The organism is Mycobacterium bohemicum DSM 44277 (assembly GCF_001053185.1).
Taxonomy (GTDB): Bacteria; Actinomycetota; Actinomycetes; order Mycobacteriales; family Mycobacteriaceae; genus Mycobacterium; species Mycobacterium bohemicum.
Window position 1 is genome coordinate 300,892 of sequence record NZ_CSTD01000001.1, and the last position, 19,104, is coordinate 319,995.

At 70.1% G+C, this 19,104-nt stretch carries 14 protein-coding genes, 1 other RNA gene and 1 pseudogene; 9 read left to right on the forward strand and 7 right to left on the reverse strand.

The window, feature by feature from the left end:
• On the reverse strand, nt 1-1,545 hold the full coding sequence (locus BN971_RS01490; protein WP_085182253.1) for a molybdopterin-dependent oxidoreductase: 1,545 nt from the start codon (nt 1,543-1,545) through the stop codon (nt 1-3).
• A 193-nt stretch (nt 1,546-1,738) separates the two neighbouring features.
• On the opposite strand from BN971_RS01490, the gene BN971_RS01495 reads away from it, so the two are divergent.
• Nucleotides 1,739-2,830 carry a Zn-dependent alcohol dehydrogenase gene (locus tag BN971_RS01495; protein ID WP_085182254.1) on the forward strand — a complete coding sequence of 364 codons (1,092 nt, stop codon included), beginning with the start codon at nt 1,739-1,741 and terminating at the stop codon, nt 2,828-2,830.
• Here the strand turns inward: BN971_RS01495 and BN971_RS01500 are convergent.
• Both BN971_RS01500 and BN971_RS01505 read right to left on the reverse strand, forming a co-directional pair.
• Nucleotides 2,814-3,008, reverse strand: coding sequence for a ferredoxin (locus BN971_RS01500; protein ID WP_085182255.1), 195 nt, complete (start codon nt 3,006-3,008; stop codon nt 2,814-2,816). The two genes, BN971_RS01495 and BN971_RS01500, sit on opposite strands and share 17 nt — an antisense overlap.
• Nucleotides 3,005-4,172 (reverse strand): annotated as a pseudogene (locus BN971_RS01505) (cytochrome P450). The gene BN971_RS01500 and the pseudogene BN971_RS01505 overlap by 4 nt, the downstream one beginning before the upstream one ends.
• 102 nt (nt 4,173-4,274) lie before the next feature.
• Between BN971_RS01505 and rnpB the strand changes: the two are divergent.
• An RNA gene (gene rnpB, locus BN971_RS01510) (RNase P RNA component class A) lies at nt 4,275-4,669 on the forward strand.
• Between the two features lie 11 nt (nt 4,670-4,680).
• On the opposite strand, the gene BN971_RS01515 is transcribed toward rnpB, so the two are convergent.
• From BN971_RS01515 to panB, 3 genes are all read right to left on the reverse strand, one after another.
• Nucleotides 4,681-6,237 (reverse strand): CYTH and CHAD domain-containing protein, encoded by a 1,557-nt coding sequence (locus BN971_RS01515; RefSeq protein ID WP_085182256.1) that lies wholly within the window; start codon nt 6,235-6,237, stop codon nt 4,681-4,683.
• Nucleotides 6,238-6,322: 85 nt separating this feature from the next.
• A complete protein-coding gene (locus tag BN971_RS01520) occupies nt 6,323-7,507 on the reverse strand; it encodes a glycoside hydrolase 5 family protein (protein WP_085182257.1) in 1,185 nt (394 codons plus the stop codon).
• A 136-nt stretch (nt 7,508-7,643) separates the two neighbouring features.
• Complete coding sequence (gene panB / locus BN971_RS01525; protein WP_085182258.1) at nt 7,644-8,486, reverse strand: 3-methyl-2-oxobutanoate hydroxymethyltransferase; 843 nt, start codon at nt 8,484-8,486, stop codon at nt 7,644-7,646.
• A 232-nt stretch (nt 8,487-8,718) separates the two neighbouring features.
• Between panB and BN971_RS01530 the strand changes: the two genes are divergently transcribed.
• The 7 genes from BN971_RS01530 (at nt 8,719) to BN971_RS01560 (ending at nt 18,569) form a co-directional block, all read left to right on the forward strand.
• Nucleotides 8,719-10,281: an alpha/beta hydrolase gene (locus BN971_RS01530; RefSeq protein WP_090349740.1), complete on the forward strand. Its 1,563-nt coding sequence runs from the start codon at nt 8,719-8,721 to the stop codon at nt 10,279-10,281.
• A gap of 106 nt (nt 10,282-10,387) precedes the next feature.
• On the forward strand, nt 10,388-11,953 hold the full coding sequence (locus BN971_RS01535) for an alpha/beta hydrolase (protein ID WP_085182260.1): 1,566 nt from the start codon (nt 10,388-10,390) through the stop codon (nt 11,951-11,953).
• Nucleotides 11,954-12,023: 70 nt separating this feature from the next.
• On the forward strand, nt 12,024-13,364 hold the full coding sequence (locus BN971_RS01540) for a glutamine synthetase family protein (RefSeq protein WP_085182261.1): 1,341 nt from the start codon (nt 12,024-12,026) through the stop codon (nt 13,362-13,364).
• A 41-nt stretch (nt 13,365-13,405) separates the two neighbouring features.
• Nucleotides 13,406-16,390 carry a bifunctional [glutamine synthetase] adenylyltransferase/[glutamine synthetase]-adenylyl-L-tyrosine phosphorylase gene (locus tag BN971_RS01545; RefSeq protein WP_085182262.1) on the forward strand — a complete coding sequence of 995 codons (2,985 nt, stop codon included), beginning with the start codon at nt 13,406-13,408 and terminating at the stop codon, nt 16,388-16,390.
• Nucleotides 16,387-17,034 (forward strand): PaaI family thioesterase, encoded by a 648-nt coding sequence (locus BN971_RS01550; RefSeq protein ID WP_085182263.1) that lies wholly within the window; start codon nt 16,387-16,389, stop codon nt 17,032-17,034. Before BN971_RS01545 ends, BN971_RS01550 begins: the two co-directional genes overlap by 4 nt.
• A complete protein-coding gene (locus BN971_RS01555; protein ID WP_085182264.1) occupies nt 17,031-17,891 on the forward strand; it encodes a TIGR03619 family F420-dependent LLM class oxidoreductase in 861 nt (286 codons plus the stop codon). The genes BN971_RS01550 and BN971_RS01555 overlap by 4 nt, the downstream gene beginning before the upstream one ends.
• A 135-nt stretch (nt 17,892-18,026) precedes the next feature.
• Nucleotides 18,027-18,569: a GNAT family N-acetyltransferase gene (locus tag BN971_RS01560; protein ID WP_085182265.1), complete on the forward strand. Its 543-nt coding sequence runs from the start codon at nt 18,027-18,029 to the stop codon at nt 18,567-18,569.
• Nucleotides 18,570-18,598: 29 nt separating this feature from the next.
• Here the strand turns inward: BN971_RS01560 and BN971_RS01565 are convergent, their stop codons facing one another.
• On the reverse strand, nt 18,599-19,099 hold the full coding sequence (locus tag BN971_RS01565; protein WP_085182266.1) for an Rv2253 family sensor-like surface protein: 501 nt from the start codon (nt 19,097-19,099) through the stop codon (nt 18,599-18,601).
• Nucleotides 19,100-19,104: the final 5 nt, after the last annotated feature.

The following is a 19,104-nucleotide window of genomic DNA, read 5'->3' on the forward strand; positions in this document are numbered from 1 at the left end:
TCATTTCTGGGCCACCGTGAAATCGACGGTATGCCAGCCGGTGGCTCCGTCGGGTGCCGGGGGAACCCGCTCCGAGGTTTGGGTGGCGCCGGTGTTGTCGGTGGCGCGCACGGTGATCGATTGTCTGCCAGGGGCTTTGGCCTGCCAGGGGAAGCTCCACAACCGCCACGTCTCATTGGAATAGCTGGCACCCAATTCGGCGGGCTGCCAGTCGCCGTCTCCGATGCGGACCTCGACGGCCCGCACCCCGCGATTCTGCGCCCACGCGACACCGCCGAACACCACGGGCCCGACCGGCACCTGCTGACCGGCCTTCGGAACATCGATCCGCGACTCGGTCTTGATCGGTGCGCGCGCCGCCCAGCCCTGCCGCGTCCAGTACGCGCGCGCCCTGTCGAAGCGGGTCAGCTCCAGATCCACGACCCACTTGGTGGCCGACACGTACCCGTAGAGCCCGGGCACCACCAGCCTGGCCGGGTAACCATGCTCGATCGGCAGCGGCTGACCGTTGAGGCCGACCGCCAGGAGCGCGTCGCGGCCGTCGGTGAGCGCATCCACCGGGGTGCCGGCGGTGAACCCATCGATGGACGTCGAGAGCACCATGTCGGCGTCCGCATGCACGCCGGCCGCCGCCAGCAGATCGGCCACCCGGTAGCCCGTCCAGACCCCCGTCGAAATCAACTGCCCACCAACCGGATTCGAGACACAGGTCAACGTCGTCACCTTTTCGACGACCTCGAAATGGGCGAGGTCGTCGAAGCTGTACGTGGTTTCGCGATCCACCATCCCGTGCACCCGCAGCCGCCAGTCGCCGTGGCTGAGTTGCGGGACGGCCAGCGCGGTATCCACCCGGTAGAAATCCGCGCTGGGCGTGACAAAGCTGGGCAGGGCAACACCTTTGGGCTGCACACCGGCCGGTATCGGGGGTGCCGGGATCCGCGGGCGGGCAAGCGCGAAACCGCTGCGGTCGCCGGCCACCGAATGCGTCAACCGGGTGATCACCGCGCCGGCCACACCGCTCACCACGCCGAACCCGAGCAGCGCGAACAGGACCACCTTGCGCCGGCCGGCATCAGGCGCGTGGTCGGCCAGGTCTTCCCGGTCCGCCGCACCGGGCCAGAACCGACGGTTGAGCAAGCGCAGGGTCGTCACGCCGCAGAGGGCGCCCGCGACGGTCGGGATCGTGTCGAGCGCCGTCGCGCCTGGGCGCGACAGGACCGCGACGCATCCGAGGACGCCCGCCGCGGCGATCAGGGCGCTGCCGAGTGGGCGGCGCCGGGTCTCGAGGGTTCCGGCGACCGCGGCGATGGTGGCGATCGCCACCAACACGACGATGCCCAGGAAGAGTTTGTCCAGCGACCCCAGGGTCTGGATCGCCCACTCCTTGACGGGCCCGGGCGTCAGGTCGACGATGGCCGAACCGATCGCGGTGCGCGCGTTGGCCCGCGCGCCGAACGGGATGCCCACCGACTCGGCCACGCCGAGCGAGACGGCCGCGGCGGCGAGCCCGGCCAGCATCCGCTCGTTGGTCGGGGCGACAGCCATGAGCAACCACTGTACGCGCCCGCTGTCTGATGAGGGCAGATGCGTTGCGGTGCAAGCGAAAAGGGCATACGCGCGCCGACCATCGCCGCGGTCGCCGAGTCAGGCGTGGCCCACCGCCCTTGACCCGCTGCGTTTGTCCCGCCATGGTAGGTCGCTATGACGCCGATCAGAGCAGCGATCCGATGAAGGCCCGATGAAAGCCGTCGTGCTCCGCGAGGCGGGGCGCCCCACCAAGGTGGAGGAACTCGCGCTGCGGCCGGTCGGCAAGCGCGAGGCCCGGGTGCGAATGAGCGCCAGCGGCGTCTGCCACAGTGACCTGTCTCTGCGCAACGGGTCCATCCCGACGCTGCTGCCGTGCACCCTCGGTCACGAGGGCGCCGGGGTTGTCGCCGAGGTCGGCGACGAGGTCGACTCGGTGCGCCCGGGCGACCACGTCGTGCTCATCTGGAGCGTGGCGTGCCGGTCCTGCCCGCATTGCCTGCGCGGCGAGACGCAGCTGTGCGTGCACGGTTACGACCACGCTTACGGCGGGCCCTACGCCGAGACCTCCGCCGGCCCGGTGTGGCCGGGCATGGGGGTTGCGTCCCTGGCCGAGGAGACTGTGCTGCCCGCGGCGGCGGTCGTGGCCGTCGACGAGTCGCTGCCGCTCGACCTCGCAGCGCTCCTGGGTTGCGGCGTCACGACGGGCGTGGGGGCGGTGATGCGCACCGCGGCCGTGCGGCTGGGTGACAGCGTGCTCGTGATCGGTTGCGGGGGAGTGGGTCTGGCCGCCATCCAGGCCGCGCGCCTGGCCGGCGCGGCGCAGATCATCGCCGCCGACCGGGTTGCGGCCCAGCTTCCCGCCGCGCTCGCCAACGGCGCGACCGACACCGTCGACGCGAGCGAGTCCGACGTCGCCGCCGCGGTGCGCGACCTCACCGGTGGCGTCGGCGTCGACCACGGAATCGAGGTCGTCGGCAAGCCCGCCACCATCCGCGCGGCCTACGACGCCACCCGCCGCGGCGGCAAGGTCACCCTGGTGGGCGCCGCCGGCGTCGCGGACGAAGTGAGTTTCCCCGCGCTGGCTTTGATGACCGACGGCAAGACGGTCCAGGGCAGCGTCTACGGGGCCAGCGATCCGGTGCGCGACATCCCGATGCTTGCCGCACTCGCCCAGCGGGGCCGTCTCGACCTCGAGGCGCTGGTGACCCGGCGGATCGGCATCGACGATGTCGAGGAGGCGTTCACCGACATGGCGGCGGGACGCGGGGCGCGCAGCGTCGTCTGCTTCAGCGCGACAGGGTGATGGCGCTCTCGGGGCAGTTTTGCTCCCCGGTCACGGCCTGCAGCTCGAGGTCGCCGGAGACGTCGTCAACCCGAACGACGCAGTGGCCGGCCTCGTCGGCGTCGAAGACGTCCGGGGCCAGCGTGTAGCAGCGCCCGTGGCCGGTGCAGCGGTCGGGGTCGACCGAAACGCGAATCATGCCACCGGGAAGATCAGCGGCAGCGATTCCACCGACCGCAGCGCGGCGGTGTAGGTGAGCTGCGTGCCGGGCTTGATCTCGTAATCCGGTATGCGGCGGTGGAATTCGCGCAGCGCCACCCGCAGTTCCATGCGCCAGGTGCGACCCGAGGCAGCGGTGCGGCCCCCCACCGAACGCGCGGTGCCGGTTGGGGTTGCGGGTGAAGTCGACGACGTCGGGATCGGAGAACTCTGCCGGATCGGTGTTGGCCGCGCCCAGCAGCGGGCTGACCCGCTCACCCTTGCTGATCGGGCACCCGCCCACCTCGACGTCCTGCATGGCGACGCGGGCCACCCCGGGCACGGGCGTCTCCCAGCGCAGCAACTCCTCGATGGCGCTCGGCAGGATCTCGGGCTGCTCGACGAGCTGGTGGCGGTGCTCGGGGTGCTGTGCCAGGTACACGAAGAAGCAGTCCAGCGAGTCGGTGACCGTGTCCAGCCCCGCGATGAGGAACAGGAAACAGATGTCGAGCAGCTCCTCGCGCGACAGCGGCTCCCCGGCGATGTTGGCCCCGATCATCGCCGACAGCACGTCGTCGCGCGGGTGAGCGATGTGGTCGTCGATGGCGCGGTCGAAGTAGTCGTAGATCTGTTGCGCCGTCGGGGCACCGCTCTCGTGCCGGCGGTCGAACCCCGAATCGCCCTCCGGGCGGATGATCGCGTCCTTCCAGACCAGAAACTGATCCATGTCCTCCAGCGGCAAGCCGAGCAGCTGCAGGAAGACCGTGCACGGCAGCGGGACGGCGAACTCCTCGTGGAAGTCGCACTCGCCCCGCCCGGCGAAGCGGTCGATCATCTCGTTCACCAGCGCGGCGACGCCCGGTTCGCGCCGGGCCATCTCCCGGGGGGTGAACAGCGGGTCGAGGATGCGCCGGTACTTGGCGTGCTCCGGCGGATCGATCTGCAGCGGGATCATCGGCCGGATGTTGCCGAGGTCGACGGCGTCCATGTTCGACGAGAACAGCTCGGTGCGTTTGAGCGCCATTTCGATGTCGGAGAGGCGGCTGAGCACCACCGCCTGTGGCGACCGGAACACCGGGCTGGTTTCGCGCAGCGCCTTATACATCGGCTGCGGCTCCGCCAGGCCCGTCACCGTCTGGTCGACGAACCCTTCCGTTTCTGTCATGCGGTCAGCCTGGCACCAACGTTCGTGCTGAGCAATAGCTCAAATGTGGGGACCCGTCGCTGGTCAGCAGCATCGGCAGCGGGTAGCGTTGGTCGGCGCGGACGAGTTGGCCGGGCGGCCGCGGACCGTCGAAAGGCGGTTCGAGGAAAGTCCGGACTTCACAGAGCAGGGTGATTGCTAACGGCAATCCGAGGTGACTCGCGGGACAGTGCCACAGAAAACAGACCGCCACCCTCGCGGTGGTAAGGGTGAAACGGTGCGGTAAGAGCGCACCAGCATTCCGGGCGACCGGGATGGCTAGGCAAACCCCACCCGAAGCAAGGCCAAGAAGGCCGCACGAAAGTGCGGCCGCGCAGGCGTCCGAGGGTTGCTCGCCCGAGCCTGCGGGTAGGCCGCTCGAGGCACCCGGCAACGGTGTGTCCAGATGGATGGTCGCCGCCCCGCCGCCGTTGTTCGGCGGTGGGGGACAGAATCCGGCTTACAGGCCAACTCGCCCGCCCCGGCCGCCTCAGCGCCGGGCTTTGCGCACCGACTTGGCCAGCTTGCGCAGCGCGTCGTCGAGTTGCTGACGGCACCGCTCGGCAAGGTCGGATTCCTGTTGGTACAGCAGCCCGTAGGTGAACGTGTCCTCGCCGGCGGCGTGCGCGGCCTCGGCCTCGTGTCGCAGATGCTCGCGGCTGACGACGCTGTCCTGATGGTCGCCGAGCAGCGACTGGATGGCCTTGGCCTGTTCGGACACCTGGTCGGCCCCGGTCGCCGCGGCGGTGTAGCGAAGACGCTTGGCGCGCTTGCGGATTCGATGCAGCGCCTCGTCGCGTTCGTGCGCGCCGGGAGGGTGGTCGAGCTCGGCCTGCGCGGCGCCTTTCATGGCCTTGCGCACCTTGCGGTAGGCGGCGTCGATGGTAACCGGCGCGTGCTCCTCGCCCAGGATCTCGGCGGGGCTGCGCGAGACCAGTTCGTCGAGGGCGTCCAGGAGGCGGAAATACCGCTGGGAGCGCATGGCCATCAACGATCGGCGCCACCCGGTCTGATATCGGTTCCAGGCACCCTCGACCAGGCGCGCGCGCACCGGTCCCCGCACCAAATCCGGTGCCAGCCGGCCCAATTCGGTGTCATAGCGCTCGGCGAGCACTTCGGCATCGCGCGCGATGCCCAGGATGCCGGCCAGCTCGCGCAATTCGTCGAGCATCCAGGCGAAGTCGCCCAGGCCGAACGACTCGTCGTAATCGCGCAGCAGGCTGCGGATCTTGCGGGTGGTGACCCGCATCTGATGGATGGAGTCCGGCGCGTCGGCGCGCACGGCGCGGTCCCACACCAGCAGTTCACCGACCTGCTCGATCAGCGCGCGCTGCAGGGGCTCCTCGGCGCGTGCAGGGCCGACGGGTTGCGCGGTCCGGCCCAGCACCCGGGCCAGCTTGGAGGCGTGACCGGCGGGCGCGGCGCCCGCGTCGAGCAGCCGATTGCACAACCGGTTCAGCAGGTCGGTGTCGGGGACCCCGCTGCCGGCGGCGTCCTCCGAGAGCTCCAGCTCCCACTCGCGCCACTCCTGTTGGGCGCCAGGGGAATCGCCGGAATCGTCGGGATCGTCGCCGGAACCGGTGGCCGCCCACGCGGTGACGTGGTCGTTGCTGAACTCCGCCAGGGCGGTGCCGTCGGCGCGGTACAGCACCTGGCTTTCGCGGGTCGTGGTGATGCGCGCGACGGGTTGCAGAGGCCGGTCGCGCACGATGGCGAGCACGACGTCGCGCAGTTCGTCGGGAACCGCCTCGTGCCCGTCGGCGCTCAGTGGTGCGTGGATCTCGGTGCGGGCGTCGGGACCCCCCGGGAGCTTCAGGTGCCATCCCGCGTCGTGGCCGCCGGTGCGGCGCCGCAGCGTGATCTTGTTGCGCGCCAGATCCTGGTTCGGTGTGTCGAAGTAGGTCGCGTCCAGGGACTGCGTCGGCGACTTCTCCACGCGGGCCACCGCGGCGATGCCCTCGAACGAGGGCGACACGGTGGCGTCGACGACGTCGAACTTGCGCTCTACCTCGAGATGGCGCGAAGTCTTGGGCGCTTTTGCAGGCATCGTGGCTTCCGTCGGGGGCGGGAATCGGCTCCAACAGCCTGCCATACGCGAGTTACGCGCCCGGTGGCGATCGCGGGCCGGCGCGCTAACCGGGAGGGTCGGGGCGACGATGCAGCGCCAGCCCGCTCAGCTGACGAATCGTGTCCATCTCGGTGTCCCGATAAGGGCGTCCGTCCGGCCCGAGCAGGTCATGGAACCACACGTCGGGCATCGCGGCGTACGGGTGCTCCCACGAGTCCCACGGGAAGTAGGTCTGGGTCTTCCCGGCGACGAGCCCCCAGTTGAGCGCACCGACGTTGTAGCGCTTGGCGACTGGCAGGATGCCCTGCACGGTGCTGCCCAGGGGACGGGCCAGGTACTCCGTGCACAGGATCGGGCGGCCCAGCGGGGCGAGTTCGGCGATGCGGCCCTCGAAGTCCGCGGGCTCGCCATACGAGTGGAAGGTGATCACGTCGGAGTTCTCGAGCTGGATGCCGCTGATCGTGCTGCGCCGTTGCGGGTCCGCCCATTCGCCGTCCCACACGGCGCTGGTCAACGGTTGGCACGGATCGACCGATCGTGCCCACCCGAAGACCTGCGGCAGCAGATCCGCGACAAGCTCGACCTTGTCCGCCCGTTCGACCGAGCGGTAGTAGCGGGAGGGATTGTCGGGCTCGTTCCACAGATCCCAGGCCAGTACGCGGTCGTCCGTGCGGAATTCGGTCAGCACGCCCGTGACGTAGCCGCGCAGGGTGCCCTGGTATTCGCGGTCGTCGAGGCGCGCGGCGCCCGGACTCTGCACCCATCCCGAGTTGTGCACGCCGGGCCGCGGCGGGCGCTGCGGGCCGGGCTCGGGGAACGGATCCCAGCACGAGTCGAACAGCACGAACAGCGGCTTGATGCCGTGGCGCGCGGCGATGTCGACGAAGTGCGCCAGGCGGGAGAGGAACCCGCGGCGGTCCTGGGCCCACAGCAAGTCGTGCAGGAAGACTCGCACCGAGTTGAACCCGTTGGCCTGCGCCCAGCCCAGCTCGGTGTCGACGCGCCGCGGGTCGAAGGTGGGGGCCTGGAACATCTCCAGTTGGTTGATGGCGTTCGACGTGACGTAGTTGGCGCCGACGAGCCAGCCCTGCGCCCGGTACCACGTGTTGGCGCGGTCGGGTGACCACCGGCTGCCTTCCGGCGACGTGCGGGGCGGTTGCGCGATGGCGCGCGGTGCTCCGGCCAGTGCTCCCCCTCCTAGGCCTCCCGCCAGCCATAGCAGCGACCTCAACACCGTTCGGCGGCGCACCAAGTCACCCCGGTTCCCACAGAGAATTGCGCGCGCCCTTCGGTGTCTACATGGTGTCGAAGTCCGTTACTCGGTCAATCGTACAGCATTGTCACGCAAGGGTTTTCGTGGTATTTGCGACCGCGGCCGACGCGGGTCAGAAGCAGTGCTCGTCGGCGGGAAAGGACCCGTCGGCCACCTCTTGGGCGTACCGCCGCGCGGCGCCGGCCAGTTCGCCGCCGATATCGGCGAAGCGCTTGACGAACCGCGGCGGCTTGCCCCCGCTCATCCCGGTCATCCCGGCCATGTCCTGCCAGACCAGAACCTGGGCGTCGCAGTTGGGCCCGGCCCCGATCCCGACGGTCGGGATGGTCAGCTTGCCGGTGATCTGGGTGGCCAGTTCGGCCGGCACCATCTCCATCACGACCGAGAACGCCCCGGCCTCGGCGACGGCGATCGCGTCGGCGACGGTCTGCTCGGCGGCGTCACCGCGGCCCTGCACCCGGAACCCGCCGAGGCCGTTCACGCTCTGCGGCGTGAACCCGACGTGGCCCATCACCGGGATGCCCGCGGCGGTCAGGCAGGCGATCTGCTCGGCCACCCGCTCGCCGCCCTCGAGCTTGACGGCGTGCGCGCCGCCCTCCTTCATGAACCGGGTGGCGGTGGCCAGCGCGGCGGCGGGTCCGGCCTCATAGCTGCCGAACGGCAGGTCGGCGACCACCAGGGCGTGCCGGGCGCCCCGCGCCACCCCCCGGACCAGCGGGATGAGCTCGTCGATCGAGACCGGCACCGTGGTGTCGTAGCCGTACACGACGTTGGCCGCCGAATCGCCCACCAGCAACACCGGAATGCCGGCCTCGTCGAAGATGCGGGCGGTGGAGAAGTCGTAGACCGTGAGCATCGCCCACTTGTGGCCCTCGGCCTTCATCCGCTGCAGGTGGTGGGTGCGGATCTTGGTGAGCGCCGGCGCGCTCGCGCCGTAAACGTTGTGCTCAGACATCGTTGTCCTCAATGAATGGCCGGGTCGATCCTCGTGGCCCTTGAGGTGTTGAAATCCTGGTCGGGTCCCCGGGTTCGTCTGACCCCGCCATTCTGCCACTTCATCGCCGCGATTTCACCGCCGCCGCCCTGTGATACATGCCTCGGCCCGATTTGCCGCAGCTGCCGGTGGCCTCCGGGTGGCCGGCCGGTGTCGCGCTCATCAAAATCTCAGGCGGGCTCTGGCAGCATAGGTGACCATGGGCCTGACTCGCCGCGACAAAGTCGCGCGCACGCTGCTGACCGGAACGGCGATCGCCGCCGTGGCGGTCCTTCTCGCCGGCTGCGTCCACATGGTGCGCGGCCGCGCGGTCATGTCGGAGCCGAGGCTCGGCCAGCCGATCGAATGGACGCCGTGCCGCTCGTCGAACCCCAGAGCCAAGATCCCCAAGGGCGCGATGTGCGGCAAGCTGGCCGTGCCCGTCGACTACGACCACCTCGACGGCGACGTGGCCGCGCTGACCTTGATCCGTTTCCCGGCGACCGGAGACAAGATCGGTTCGCTGGTGATCAACCCGGGCGGCCCCGGTGAGTCCGGCATCGACGCCGCCCTCGGCGTCGTGCAGACGCTGCCCAAGCGGGTCCGTGAGCGGTTCGACCTGGTGGGCTTCGACCCTCGCGGCGTCGGGACCTCGCGGCCGGCGATCTGGTGCAACTCCGACGCCGACAACGACCGGCTGCGCACGGAGCCCGACGTGGACTACAGCCCGGCGGGGGTGGCCCACATCGAGGACGAGACCAAGGATTTCGTCGGCCGCTGCGTCGACAAGATGGGCAAGAGCTTCCTGGCCAACGTCGGGACCGTCAACGTCGCCCGCGACCTGGACGGGATCCGTGCGGCCCTGGGCGACGAGAAGCTGACGTACCTGGGCTACTCGTACGGCACCCGGATCGGCTCGGCCTACGCCGAGGCCTACCCGACGAAGGTGCGGGCGATGATCCTCGACGGCGCCGTCGACCCCAACGCCGATCCGATCGAGGCGGATCTGCGGCAGGCCAAGGGCTTTCAGGACGCGTTCAACGACTACGCCGCCGACTGCGCCAAGCAGTCGACCTGCCCGTTGGGCACCGACCCGGCCAAGGCCGTCGACGTCTACCACAGCCTGGTCGACCCGCTGGTCGACCCGAACAACCCGATGATCGGCCGCCCGGCGCCCACCACCGACCCGCGCGGGCTGAGCTACAGCGACGCGATCGTGGGCACGATCATGGCGCTGTACTCGCCGACGCTGTGGCATCACCTCACCGACGGGCTGACCGAGCTGGCCCACCACCACGGCGACACCATGCTGGCCCTGGCCGACATGTACATGCGCCGCGACGCGCACGGCCACTACAGCAACGCCACCGACGCCCGCGTGGCGATCAATTGCGTGGACCAGCCCGCGATCACCGACCGCGCCAAGGTCGTCGACGAGGACCGCCGGTCCCGTGAGATCGCCCCGTTCATGAGTTACGGCACGTTCACCGGCTACGCGCCGCTGGGCACGTGCGCGTTCTGGCCGGTGCCGCCGACGAGCAAGCCGCACAACATCTCCGCGCCCGGCCTGGCCCCGACGGTGGTGGTGTCGACCACGCACGATCCGGCGACGCCGTACAAGGCGGGTGTCGACCTCGCCAACGAGCTGCGCGGCTCGCTGCTCACCTTCGACGGCACCCAGCACACGGTCGTCTTCCAGGGCGACAGCTGCGTCGACGACTACGTGACGGCATACCTGGTCGGGGGCTCCACGCCGCCCAGCGGGGCCAAGTGCTGAGTCGTTCGCCACGTTGCGACGACACGCTCGCGCGTGTGAAGACGAGACCAAGGCGTGACCATTTCGCGCTGTAGCCGAACGACGCCCGGGTGCAACGATGTCAGCCATGTCGCGCCTGAGACCGTTGAGTTCAGCGCTGCTGTCGTTGGGGGTGCTGGCCGCCGGGCAATCCGCGGGGACACTTCCGGTGGCGGGGGCGACGCCCGAGCCCGGTGCCGGTCAGACGCCCGCGCCGGCTCCGCCGCAGGCCGCCGCGTCAGGCTTGACCTGGGGCACCTGCGATCAGTTCCTCAGCGACTCCGCTGACGTTCCGGCCGGCGCGCGGTGCACCACCGTGTCGGTCCCGGTGGACTACAACGCCCCGGGCGGGGCTCAGGCGAAGCTGGCCGTCATCCGCGTGCCCGCGACCGGGAAGCGCCTCGGGTCCCTGCTGGTCAATCCCGGCGGGCCCGGCGGGTCCGCGGTCGACATGGTGGCCGGCATGGCCTCGGACCTCGACGGTTCGGACATCAGGCGGAACTTCGACCTGGTGGGCTTCGACCCGCGGGGGGTGGGCCACTCGACGCCGGCGTTGCGCTGCCGCACCGACGCCGAGTTCGACGCGTACCGGCGCGAGCCCATGGTCGACTACAGCCCGGCCGGTGTGGCGCACATCGAGCAGCTCTACCGGCAGCTGGCCCAGCAATGCGTCAACCGGATGGGCACCGCGTTCCTGGCGAACGTCGGCACCTCCTCGGTCGCGCGCGACATGGACCTGGTGCGCCAGGCGCTCGGCGATGATCAGATCAATTACCTCGGCTTCAGCTACGGCACCGAGCTGGGCACGGCCTACCTGGAGAAGTTCGGCGGCCACGTGCGCGCGATGGTCCTCGACGGCGCGATCGACCCCACCGTCGGCCCGGTGCAGGAGAACATCGAGCAAATGGCCGGATTCCAAACGGCTTTCAACGACTACGCCGCCGACTGCGCCCGCTCGCCGGGCTGCCCCCTGGGCACCGATCCGACCCAGTTCGTCAACCGGTATCACGCCCTGGTCGACCCGCTCGTCGCCAGGCCCGGCCGGACGTCGGACCCGCGCGGCCTGAGCTACGCCGACGCGACCACCGGCACCATCAACGCCCTTTACACCCCGCAGCGCTGGAGGTACCTGACCAGCGGCCTGCTCGGCCTGCAGCGCGGCACCGATGCCGGCGACCTGCTGATGCTCGCCGACGACTACGAGCAGCGCGACAAAAACGGGCACTACGGCAACGACCAGGACGCCTTCAACGCCGTGCGGTGCGTCGACGCGCCGTCGCCGACCGACTCGGCGAGCTGGGTGACGGCCGACCAGCGGATCCGCCAGGCGGCGCCGTTCCTGAGCTACGGGCAGTTCACCGGCAACGCGCCGCGCGACCTGTGCGGGCTGTGGCCGGTGCCGGCGACGTCGGCGCCGCATCCCGCCCCGCACGTCGCCCCGGGCAAGGTCGTGGTGGTCTCCACCACCCACGACCCGGCCACGCCGTACCAGGCCGGGGTGAACCTGGCCCGCCAGCTCGGCGCTCCGCTGATCACCTACGACGGCACCCAGCACACCGCGGTATTCAACGGAGACCAGTGCGTCGACACCGCGGTCATGCGCTACTTCGTCAACGCGACGGTGCCGCCGGCGGCGCTGCACTGCGCGTCCTGAGCAGCGTTCGCAACGGTTCCGAACGGGCTTCCGTAACACAGAATTAACAGCGGTTGCATACTGTCGGGGCATGGATCGACAGAAGGAATTCGTCCTCCGCACGCTGGAGGAACGGGACATCCGCTTCGTCCGGCTCTGGTTCACCGATGTCCTGGGTTTCCTCAAGTCGGTCGCCATCGCACCCGCCGAACTGGAGGGCGCCTTCGAAGAGGGCATCGGCTTCGACGGCTCCTCGATCGAGGGGTTCGCGCGGGTGTCCGAATCCGACACCGTGGCAAACCCGGATCCGTCGACGTTCCAGGTGTTGCCCTGGGCGTCGCCCTCGGGTCACCACCACTCGGCGCGGATGTTCTGCGACATCACCATGCCCGACGGGTCGCCGTCGTGGGCGGACCCGCGCCACGTGCTGCGGCGCCAGCTGCAGAAGGCCAACGACCTCGGCTTCTCCTGCTACGTGCATCCCGAAATCGAATTCTTCCTGTTGAAGCCCAGCCCCTACGACGGGTCGAGGCCGGTACCGGTGGACTCCGCCGGCTACTTCGACCAGGCGGTGCACGACTCGGCGTCGAACTTCCGCCGCCACGCGATCGAGGCCCTGGAATTTATGGGCATCTCCGTCGAGTTCAGCCACCACGAGGGCGCGCCCGGCCAGCAGGAGATCGACCTGCGGTTCGCCGACGCCCTGTCGATGGCCGACAACGTGATGACGTTCCGCTACGTCATCAAGGAGATCGCTATCGACAACGGCGCGCGGGCGTCCTTCATGCCCAAGCCGTTCGGGGAGCACCCCGGCTCGGCGATGCACACCCACATGAGCCTGTTCGAGGGCGAGGTCAACGCCTTCCACAGCACCGACGACCCCCTGCAGCTGTCGGATGTGGGCAAGTCGTTCATCGCCGGGATCCTGGAGCACGCCTCCGAGATCAGCGCGGTCACCAACCAGTGGGTCAACTCCTACAAGCGGCTGGTGGTCGGCGGCGAGGCGCCCACCGCCGCGTCGTGGGGCGCGGCCAACCGCTCCGCGCTGGTGCGGGTCCCGATGTACACGCCGCACAAGACGTCGTCGCGGCGCATCGAGGTGCGTAGCCCCGACTCCGCCTGCAACCCCTACCTGACGTTCGCCGTGCTGCTGGCGGCCGGCCTGCGCGGGGTGGAGAAGGGCTACGTGCTGGGGCCGCAGGCCGAGGACAACGTGTGGGACCTCACCCCCGAGGAACGCCTCGCGATGGGCTACCGCGAGCTGCCGACCAGCCTCGACAGCGCGCTGAAGGCCATGGAGGCCTCCGAGCTGGTCGCGGAAACCTTGGGCGAGCACGTGTTTGACTTCTTCCTGCGCAATAAGCGCACGGAGTGGGCCAACTACCGCAGCCACGTGACTCCCTACGAGCTGAGCACCTACCTGTCGCTGTAGCTCGCGGGTCGCCGGAAAGACGCGCTGGTTGCGCTACGGTCGTGGGCGTGACCAAACCCGAGACGCAGCGCCCCCGGCTGCCCAGCGTCGGACGGCTCGGGCTGGTCGACCCCCCTGCGAGCGACCGGCTCACGTCCCTTGGCTGGTACGACCGCGACGACCGCGCCTACGTCGAGCGGCTGTGGTCGTTGTCCCGCGCCCCCGACCCGGATGCCGCGCTGCGCACCCTGATCCGGCTGTCGGAGAACCCCGACGCCGACTGGGACGAACTCTCCGCGGCCCTGCTCACCGAACGCTCCCTGCGCGGCCGGCTGTTCGCGGTGCTCGGCTCGTCGCTGGCCCTGGGCGATCACCTGGTGGCCAACCCGCAGTCCTGGAAGCTACTGCGCGGCAACGCCAAACTGCCCTCCCGCGAGGAAATGCTGACCCAGTTCCGCGAGTGCGCCGACGAGGCGCTGGCCGCGGAGGGCTCGGCGCTGACGCGGCTGCAGGCGTTGTACCGCGACCACCTGCTGGTGCTGGCCGCCCTCGACCTGGCCGCGACGGTCGAGGACGAACCCGTGCTGCCGTTCACCGTGGTGGGCGCCCAGTTGGCGGACCTGGCCGACGCCGCGCTGGCCGCCGCGCTGCGGGTGGCCGAGGTCAGCGTCTGCGGTGAGCGCGACGCGCCGCGGATCGCGGTCATCGCGATGGGCAAATGCGGTGCGCGCGAACTGAATTACGTCAGCGACGTCGACGTCATCTTCGTCGCCGAGCGCGCCGACGCCCTGGCCGCGCGGGTGGCCGGGGAGATGATGAAGGTCGCGTCGTCGGCGTTCTTCGAGGTCGACGCCGGGCTACGGCCCGAAGGGCGCAGTGGCGAGCTGGTCCGCACCCTGGAATCGCATGTCGCCTACTACCAGCGCTGGGCCAAGACCTGGGAATTCCAGGCGCTGCTCAAGGCGCGCCCGGCCGTCGGCGATAAGGAGCTGGGCGAGCGCTACGTGGCCGCGCTGCTGCCCATGGTGTGGGTCGCCTGCGAACGCGAGGACTTCGTCGCCGAGGTCCAGGCCATGCGGCGCCGCGTCGAGCAGCTGGTGCCCGCCGACGTGCGGGACCGCGAGCTCAAGCTCGGCAGCGGCGGGCTGCGCGATGTGGAGTTCGCCGTGCAGCTGTTGCAGTTGGTGCACGGCCGCAGCGACGACTCGTTGCACGTCGCGTCCACGGTGGACGCGCTGGCCGCGTTGGGCGAGGGCGGCTACGTCGGACGCGAGGACGCGGCGAACCTGACCGCCTCCTACGAGTTCCTGCGGCTGCTCGAGCACCGGCTGCAGCTGCAGCGCCTCAAGCGCACCCACCTGCTGCCGGAGGCCGACGACGAGGAGGCGGTGCGGTGGCTGGCCCGCGCGGCGCACATCCGTCCCGACGGCCGGCACGACGCGGCGGGGGTGCTGCGCGAGGAGCTCCGGCACCAGAACCTGCGGGTCTCGCAGCTGCACGCCAAGCTCTTCTACCAGCCGCTGCTGGAGTCGATCGGGCCCAAGGGCCTGGAGATCTCGAACGGCATGACGTCGGCGGCGGCCGAGCGGCAGCTGGCGGCGCTGGGTTACGAGGGGCCGCAGACGGCGCTGAAACACATGTCGGCGCTGGTGAACCAGAGCGGCCGGCGCGGCCGGGTGCAGTCGGTCCTGCTGCCCAGGCTGCTGAACTGGCTGTCGTACGCGCCCGACCCGGACGCCGGGCTGCTGTCCTACCGGCGGCTGTCCGAGGCGCTGGCGGGCGAGCGCTGGTACCTGTCGACGCTGCGGGACAAGCCCGCGGTGGCCAAGCGGCTCATGCACGTGCTGGGCACCTCGGCGTACGTCCCGGACCTGCTGCTGCGCACGTCGAGCGTCATCCAGGATTACAGCGACGGCCCGCACGGCCCCAAACTGCTCGAAACCGAGCCCGGGGCCGTGGCCCGGGGCCTGATCACCTCGGCGGCGCGCCATCGCGACCCGGTGCGGGCGATCGCCGCCGCGCGCACGCTGCGCCGCCGTGAGCTGGCGCGCATCGGGTCGGCGGACCTGCTGGGCCTGCTGGAGGTCCGGGAGGTGTGCCGGGCGCTGACGTCGGTGTGGGTGGCGGTGCTGCAGGCCGCGCTGGACGCGATGATCTCGGCCAACCTGCCGGCGGGCGGCCAGGTGCCGGCGAAGATCGCGGTGATCGGGATGGGACGCCTCGGCGGCTCCGAACTGGGCTACGGCTCCGACGCCGACGTGCTGTTCGTCTGCGAGCCGTCGCGCGGGGTCGAGGATTCGCAGGCCATCCGCTGGTCGGTGTCGGTCGCCGAGCAGGTGCGCACGCTGCTGGGCACTCCGAGCGTGGATCCGCCGCTGGAGGTGGACGCGAACCTGCGGCCCGAGGGCCGCAGCGGTCCGCTGGTCCGCACGCTGGGCGCCTACGCCGCCTACTACGAGCAGTGGGCGCAGCCGTGGGAGGTCCAGGCCCTGCTGCGCGCGCACGCGGTGGCCGGCGACGCGGAACTGGGGGAGCGGTTCCTCCTGATGGCTGACAAGACGCGCTACCCGCCGGACGGCGTGTCGGCCGAGGCGGTCCAGGAGATCCGCCGCATGAAGGCCCGCGTCGAGTCCGAGCGGTTGCCGCGCGGTGCGGATCCCAATACGCACACCAAGCTGGGCCGCGGCGGGCTGGCCGACATCGAGTGGACCGTGCAGCTGCTGCAACTGCGGCACGCGCACGAGATCTCGGCGCTGCACAACACCTCGACGCTGGAATCGCTGGACGCGATCGCGGCGGCCGGCCTGGCGGAGGCCGAGGACGTGGACCTGTTGCGCCAGGCCTGGCTGACCGCGACCCGGGCCCGCAACGCGCTGGTGCTGGTCCGCGGCAAGCCCACCGACCAGTTACCCGGGCCCGGGCGGCAGCTCAACGCCGTCGCCGTCGCGGCGGGGTGGCCGACCGATGACGGCAGCGAGTTCCTGGACAACTATCTTCGGGTGACGCGCCGGGCGAAAGCGGTCGTGCGCAAGGTGTTCGGGAGTTGAGGCAGGAGGCCGGCGCGTTGGATGCCATTTTCGAGGTGCTCAGCGCGGCGGAGGCGCAACGGGTGACGGCCCTGTACACGCCGCTGGCCGACGCCGTTCGCGAGCTCATCGACGCCACGATCCGCACCGAGGCCGGCGAGGACGTCGTCGCCGACGCGCGATCCGCGATCGAGGCGGTCACCGAGTCGTTGCGGCAAAAGACCCGGCCGGTCGGGGTGAGCTACCGCGTCGACGGCGCGCGCCCGCTGACGCTGGGAAACGCCGCGATCGGCCTGGGTAATCCGATCGCCCCGCCCGTCATCGTCCACCACGACGGCGGCGGACGGTGCTGGAGCGAATTCATCCTCGGGGCGGCCTACGAGGGCCCACCCAAGCTGGTACACGGCGGGGTGAGCGCCCTGGTGCTCGACCACATGCTGGGCGAGGCGGCCAGCGAGGGGCTGTCCAAGCCGCGGTTCACCGGAACCATCACCGTGAAGTACCTGCGGGGCACCCCCCTGGGCCGGCTTCGCTCCGAGGCCTGGATCGAGGGCAAGGAGGGTGTGAAAGTCTTTGCCCGCGGGACGATTTCGGATGACTCCGGGGTCACCGTCGAGGCCGACGGTGTTTTCATCGAGCCGTCGTGGGCGCGGGAATCGCAGTGAGGTTCTACGTCAGCAGCGCCTTCCTGAACACCCGCGAGATCATCGAGATCGCCAGGGCCGCCGACGAACTCGGCTACGACGGCATCGGCATCCCCGACCACGTCGTCAACCTGGAGACCCTGGACACCCCCTACCCGTACACCAAGGACGGACAGCGGCGCTGGCAGCCGTTCACCGACTGGCCCGATCCGTGGGTGCTGGCCGGGGCGCTGGCCCAGGTCACCGCGCGGCTGCGGTTCGTCACCACCGTGTACATCCCGGCGATGCGCAACCCGTACGCCGCCGCGAAAGCCATTGGCACGGCCGCGGTTCTGGCGTCGGGACGCGTCGAACTCGGCATCGGGGTCGGCTGGTGCCGGGAGGAGTTCGCGCTGATGGGCGAGCGATTCGACGCCCGCGGCCGGCGCACCGACGAGATCGTCGACTTGATGCGGGCGCTGTGGCAGCCGGGGTGGACGGAGTTCGACGGCGAGTTCTACCGGGCGCCACGGCTGGAGATGCAGCCGACGCCGCCGCCGATACCGGTGTACGTCGGCGGGCTCAGCGACGTCGCACTGCGCCGCGCGGCCCGCAACGACGGCTGGATCGGCGACCTGATCAAGACCGACCGCGCCATCGAGGCGGTGGGCCGCCTGCGGGACCTGCGCGCCGAAAACGGTTTGACGATGCAGGATTTCACCATCCTGACGCCGCTGACCGACGCCTTCACCGTCGCCGACTATCGGCGCGCCGAGGAGGCCGGCATCACCGGCATCATCACCATGCCGTGGATGTTCTATTCGGGCCCGGATGCCACGCTCGAGGACAAGATCGACGGCCTGCAGCGCTTCCGCAAGGACTTGGCGCTCGACGGCTGACTTTGGTCCGCGGCTCGCGACACATAACCTATGGCGAAGACACGCCGCCGGGGATCGCAATGGTTTATGTTTCGCGGCACGTCAACATGGCCGGTGATGCGACGTAGCGCTGATACAGGCTGAGAGAATGCTGCCATGCCAGCCAACGACGGCCGAGTGCGTGCGGCGTCACCCGACGATGCGGTCGCCTGCCTGGCGATCTACCGTCCCTACGTCCTGGGTACCGAGATCAGCTGGGAGATCGACGTTCCCACCGTCGGCGAGATGGCCGCCCGGATTACCTCGGTGTGCGAGAGCCACGCGTGGCTCATCCTGGAGCGCGATGACCGGATCGTCGGCTTCGCCTACGGCCACGCACTCAGGCGCCTGCCCTCGTTCGCATGGTCGGTTGAGACGGGGATCTATGTGGACGCCGACCATCACCGCACCGGCGGCGGCCGCGCGCTCTACGCGGAGCTCCTGCGCCGGCTCACCGAGCGCGGCTACCGGCGGGCGTTCGCCGGCATCACCCAGCCGAACCAGGCCAGCAACGGCTTTCACCGCTCGTTCGGGTTTTACGACGCCGGTCTGTTCCGGCGGGTCGAGTGGAAACATGACCGCTGGCACGACGTCGCGTGGATGCAGCTCGACCTGCTCGGTGCGGCCGACCAGGATCAACCGCCCGGTCGGCTCGTCTGATCACGCCCGTGCGCCCAGGCCGAATGCCGTTACGCGCGCACGGCCGTCATGTTCATCTCGATGGTGCCCTGGCATGCGCCGCTGAGGATGTCGGTGTGCATGGTGCCGGCCAGCGATCCGTCGGGTTGGGGCGTGTAGCGCACTGTGGCGTGGGCCGGATTCCACTGGATCGAGGTGTCGGGCATCATGCAGTCCCATTGGAAATCGCTGACCTGCGTCCACGACGACCCGTCCCACGTGAACTGAACCGGTTGCGGCACAGTGGGATTACTCGGCGGCGGGCCGCCGACGATCGTGGCCACGCACTTCCCGCCGGTGCAGCTCGAGCGGAGCGTATAGACATCGGTGTGCTGCACCTCGGGGTCCCCGACGGCCATGCTGGTCCCCGACTTGGGGCCGACCATGAACGTGATCGCGTACTGGCCGTTCCACGACGGATTGTCGGCGGCGGCGCCGGGCGCAAGCGATAGGGCGAGCGTCAGCGCCGCGGCGCACGAACCGGCGAGCCGGCGCGGACCGTTTCGTGCCATCGGAT

What these genes read in the sequence shown, in the direction of transcription:
- panB (WP_085182258.1), bottom strand. Translation starts at nt 8,486, where the DNA reads ATGTCTGAGCACAACGTTTACGGCGCGAGCGCGCCGGCGCTCACCAAG.
- BN971_RS01490 (WP_085182253.1), bottom strand. Translation starts at nt 1,545, where the DNA reads ATGGCTGTCGCCCCGACCAACGAGCGGATGCTGGCCGGGCTCGCCGCC.
- BN971_RS01535 (WP_085182260.1), top strand. Translation starts at nt 10,388, where the DNA reads ATGTCGCGCCTGAGACCGTTGAGTTCAGCGCTGCTGTCGTTGGGGGTG.
- BN971_RS01495 (WP_085182254.1), top strand. Translation starts at nt 1,739, where the DNA reads ATGAAAGCCGTCGTGCTCCGCGAGGCGGGGCGCCCCACCAAGGTGGAG.
- BN971_RS01565 (WP_085182266.1), bottom strand. Translation starts at nt 19,099, where the DNA reads ATGGCACGAAACGGTCCGCGCCGGCTCGCCGGTTCGTGCGCCGCGGCG.
- BN971_RS01540 (WP_085182261.1), top strand. Translation starts at nt 12,024, where the DNA reads ATGGATCGACAGAAGGAATTCGTCCTCCGCACGCTGGAGGAACGGGAC.
- BN971_RS01560 (WP_085182265.1), top strand. Translation starts at nt 18,027, where the DNA reads ATGCCAGCCAACGACGGCCGAGTGCGTGCGGCGTCACCCGACGATGCG.
- BN971_RS01515 (WP_085182256.1), bottom strand. Translation starts at nt 6,237, where the DNA reads ATGCCTGCAAAAGCGCCCAAGACTTCGCGCCATCTCGAGGTAGAGCGC.
- BN971_RS01500 (WP_085182255.1), bottom strand. Translation starts at nt 3,008, where the DNA reads ATGATTCGCGTTTCGGTCGACCCCGACCGCTGCACCGGCCACGGGCGC.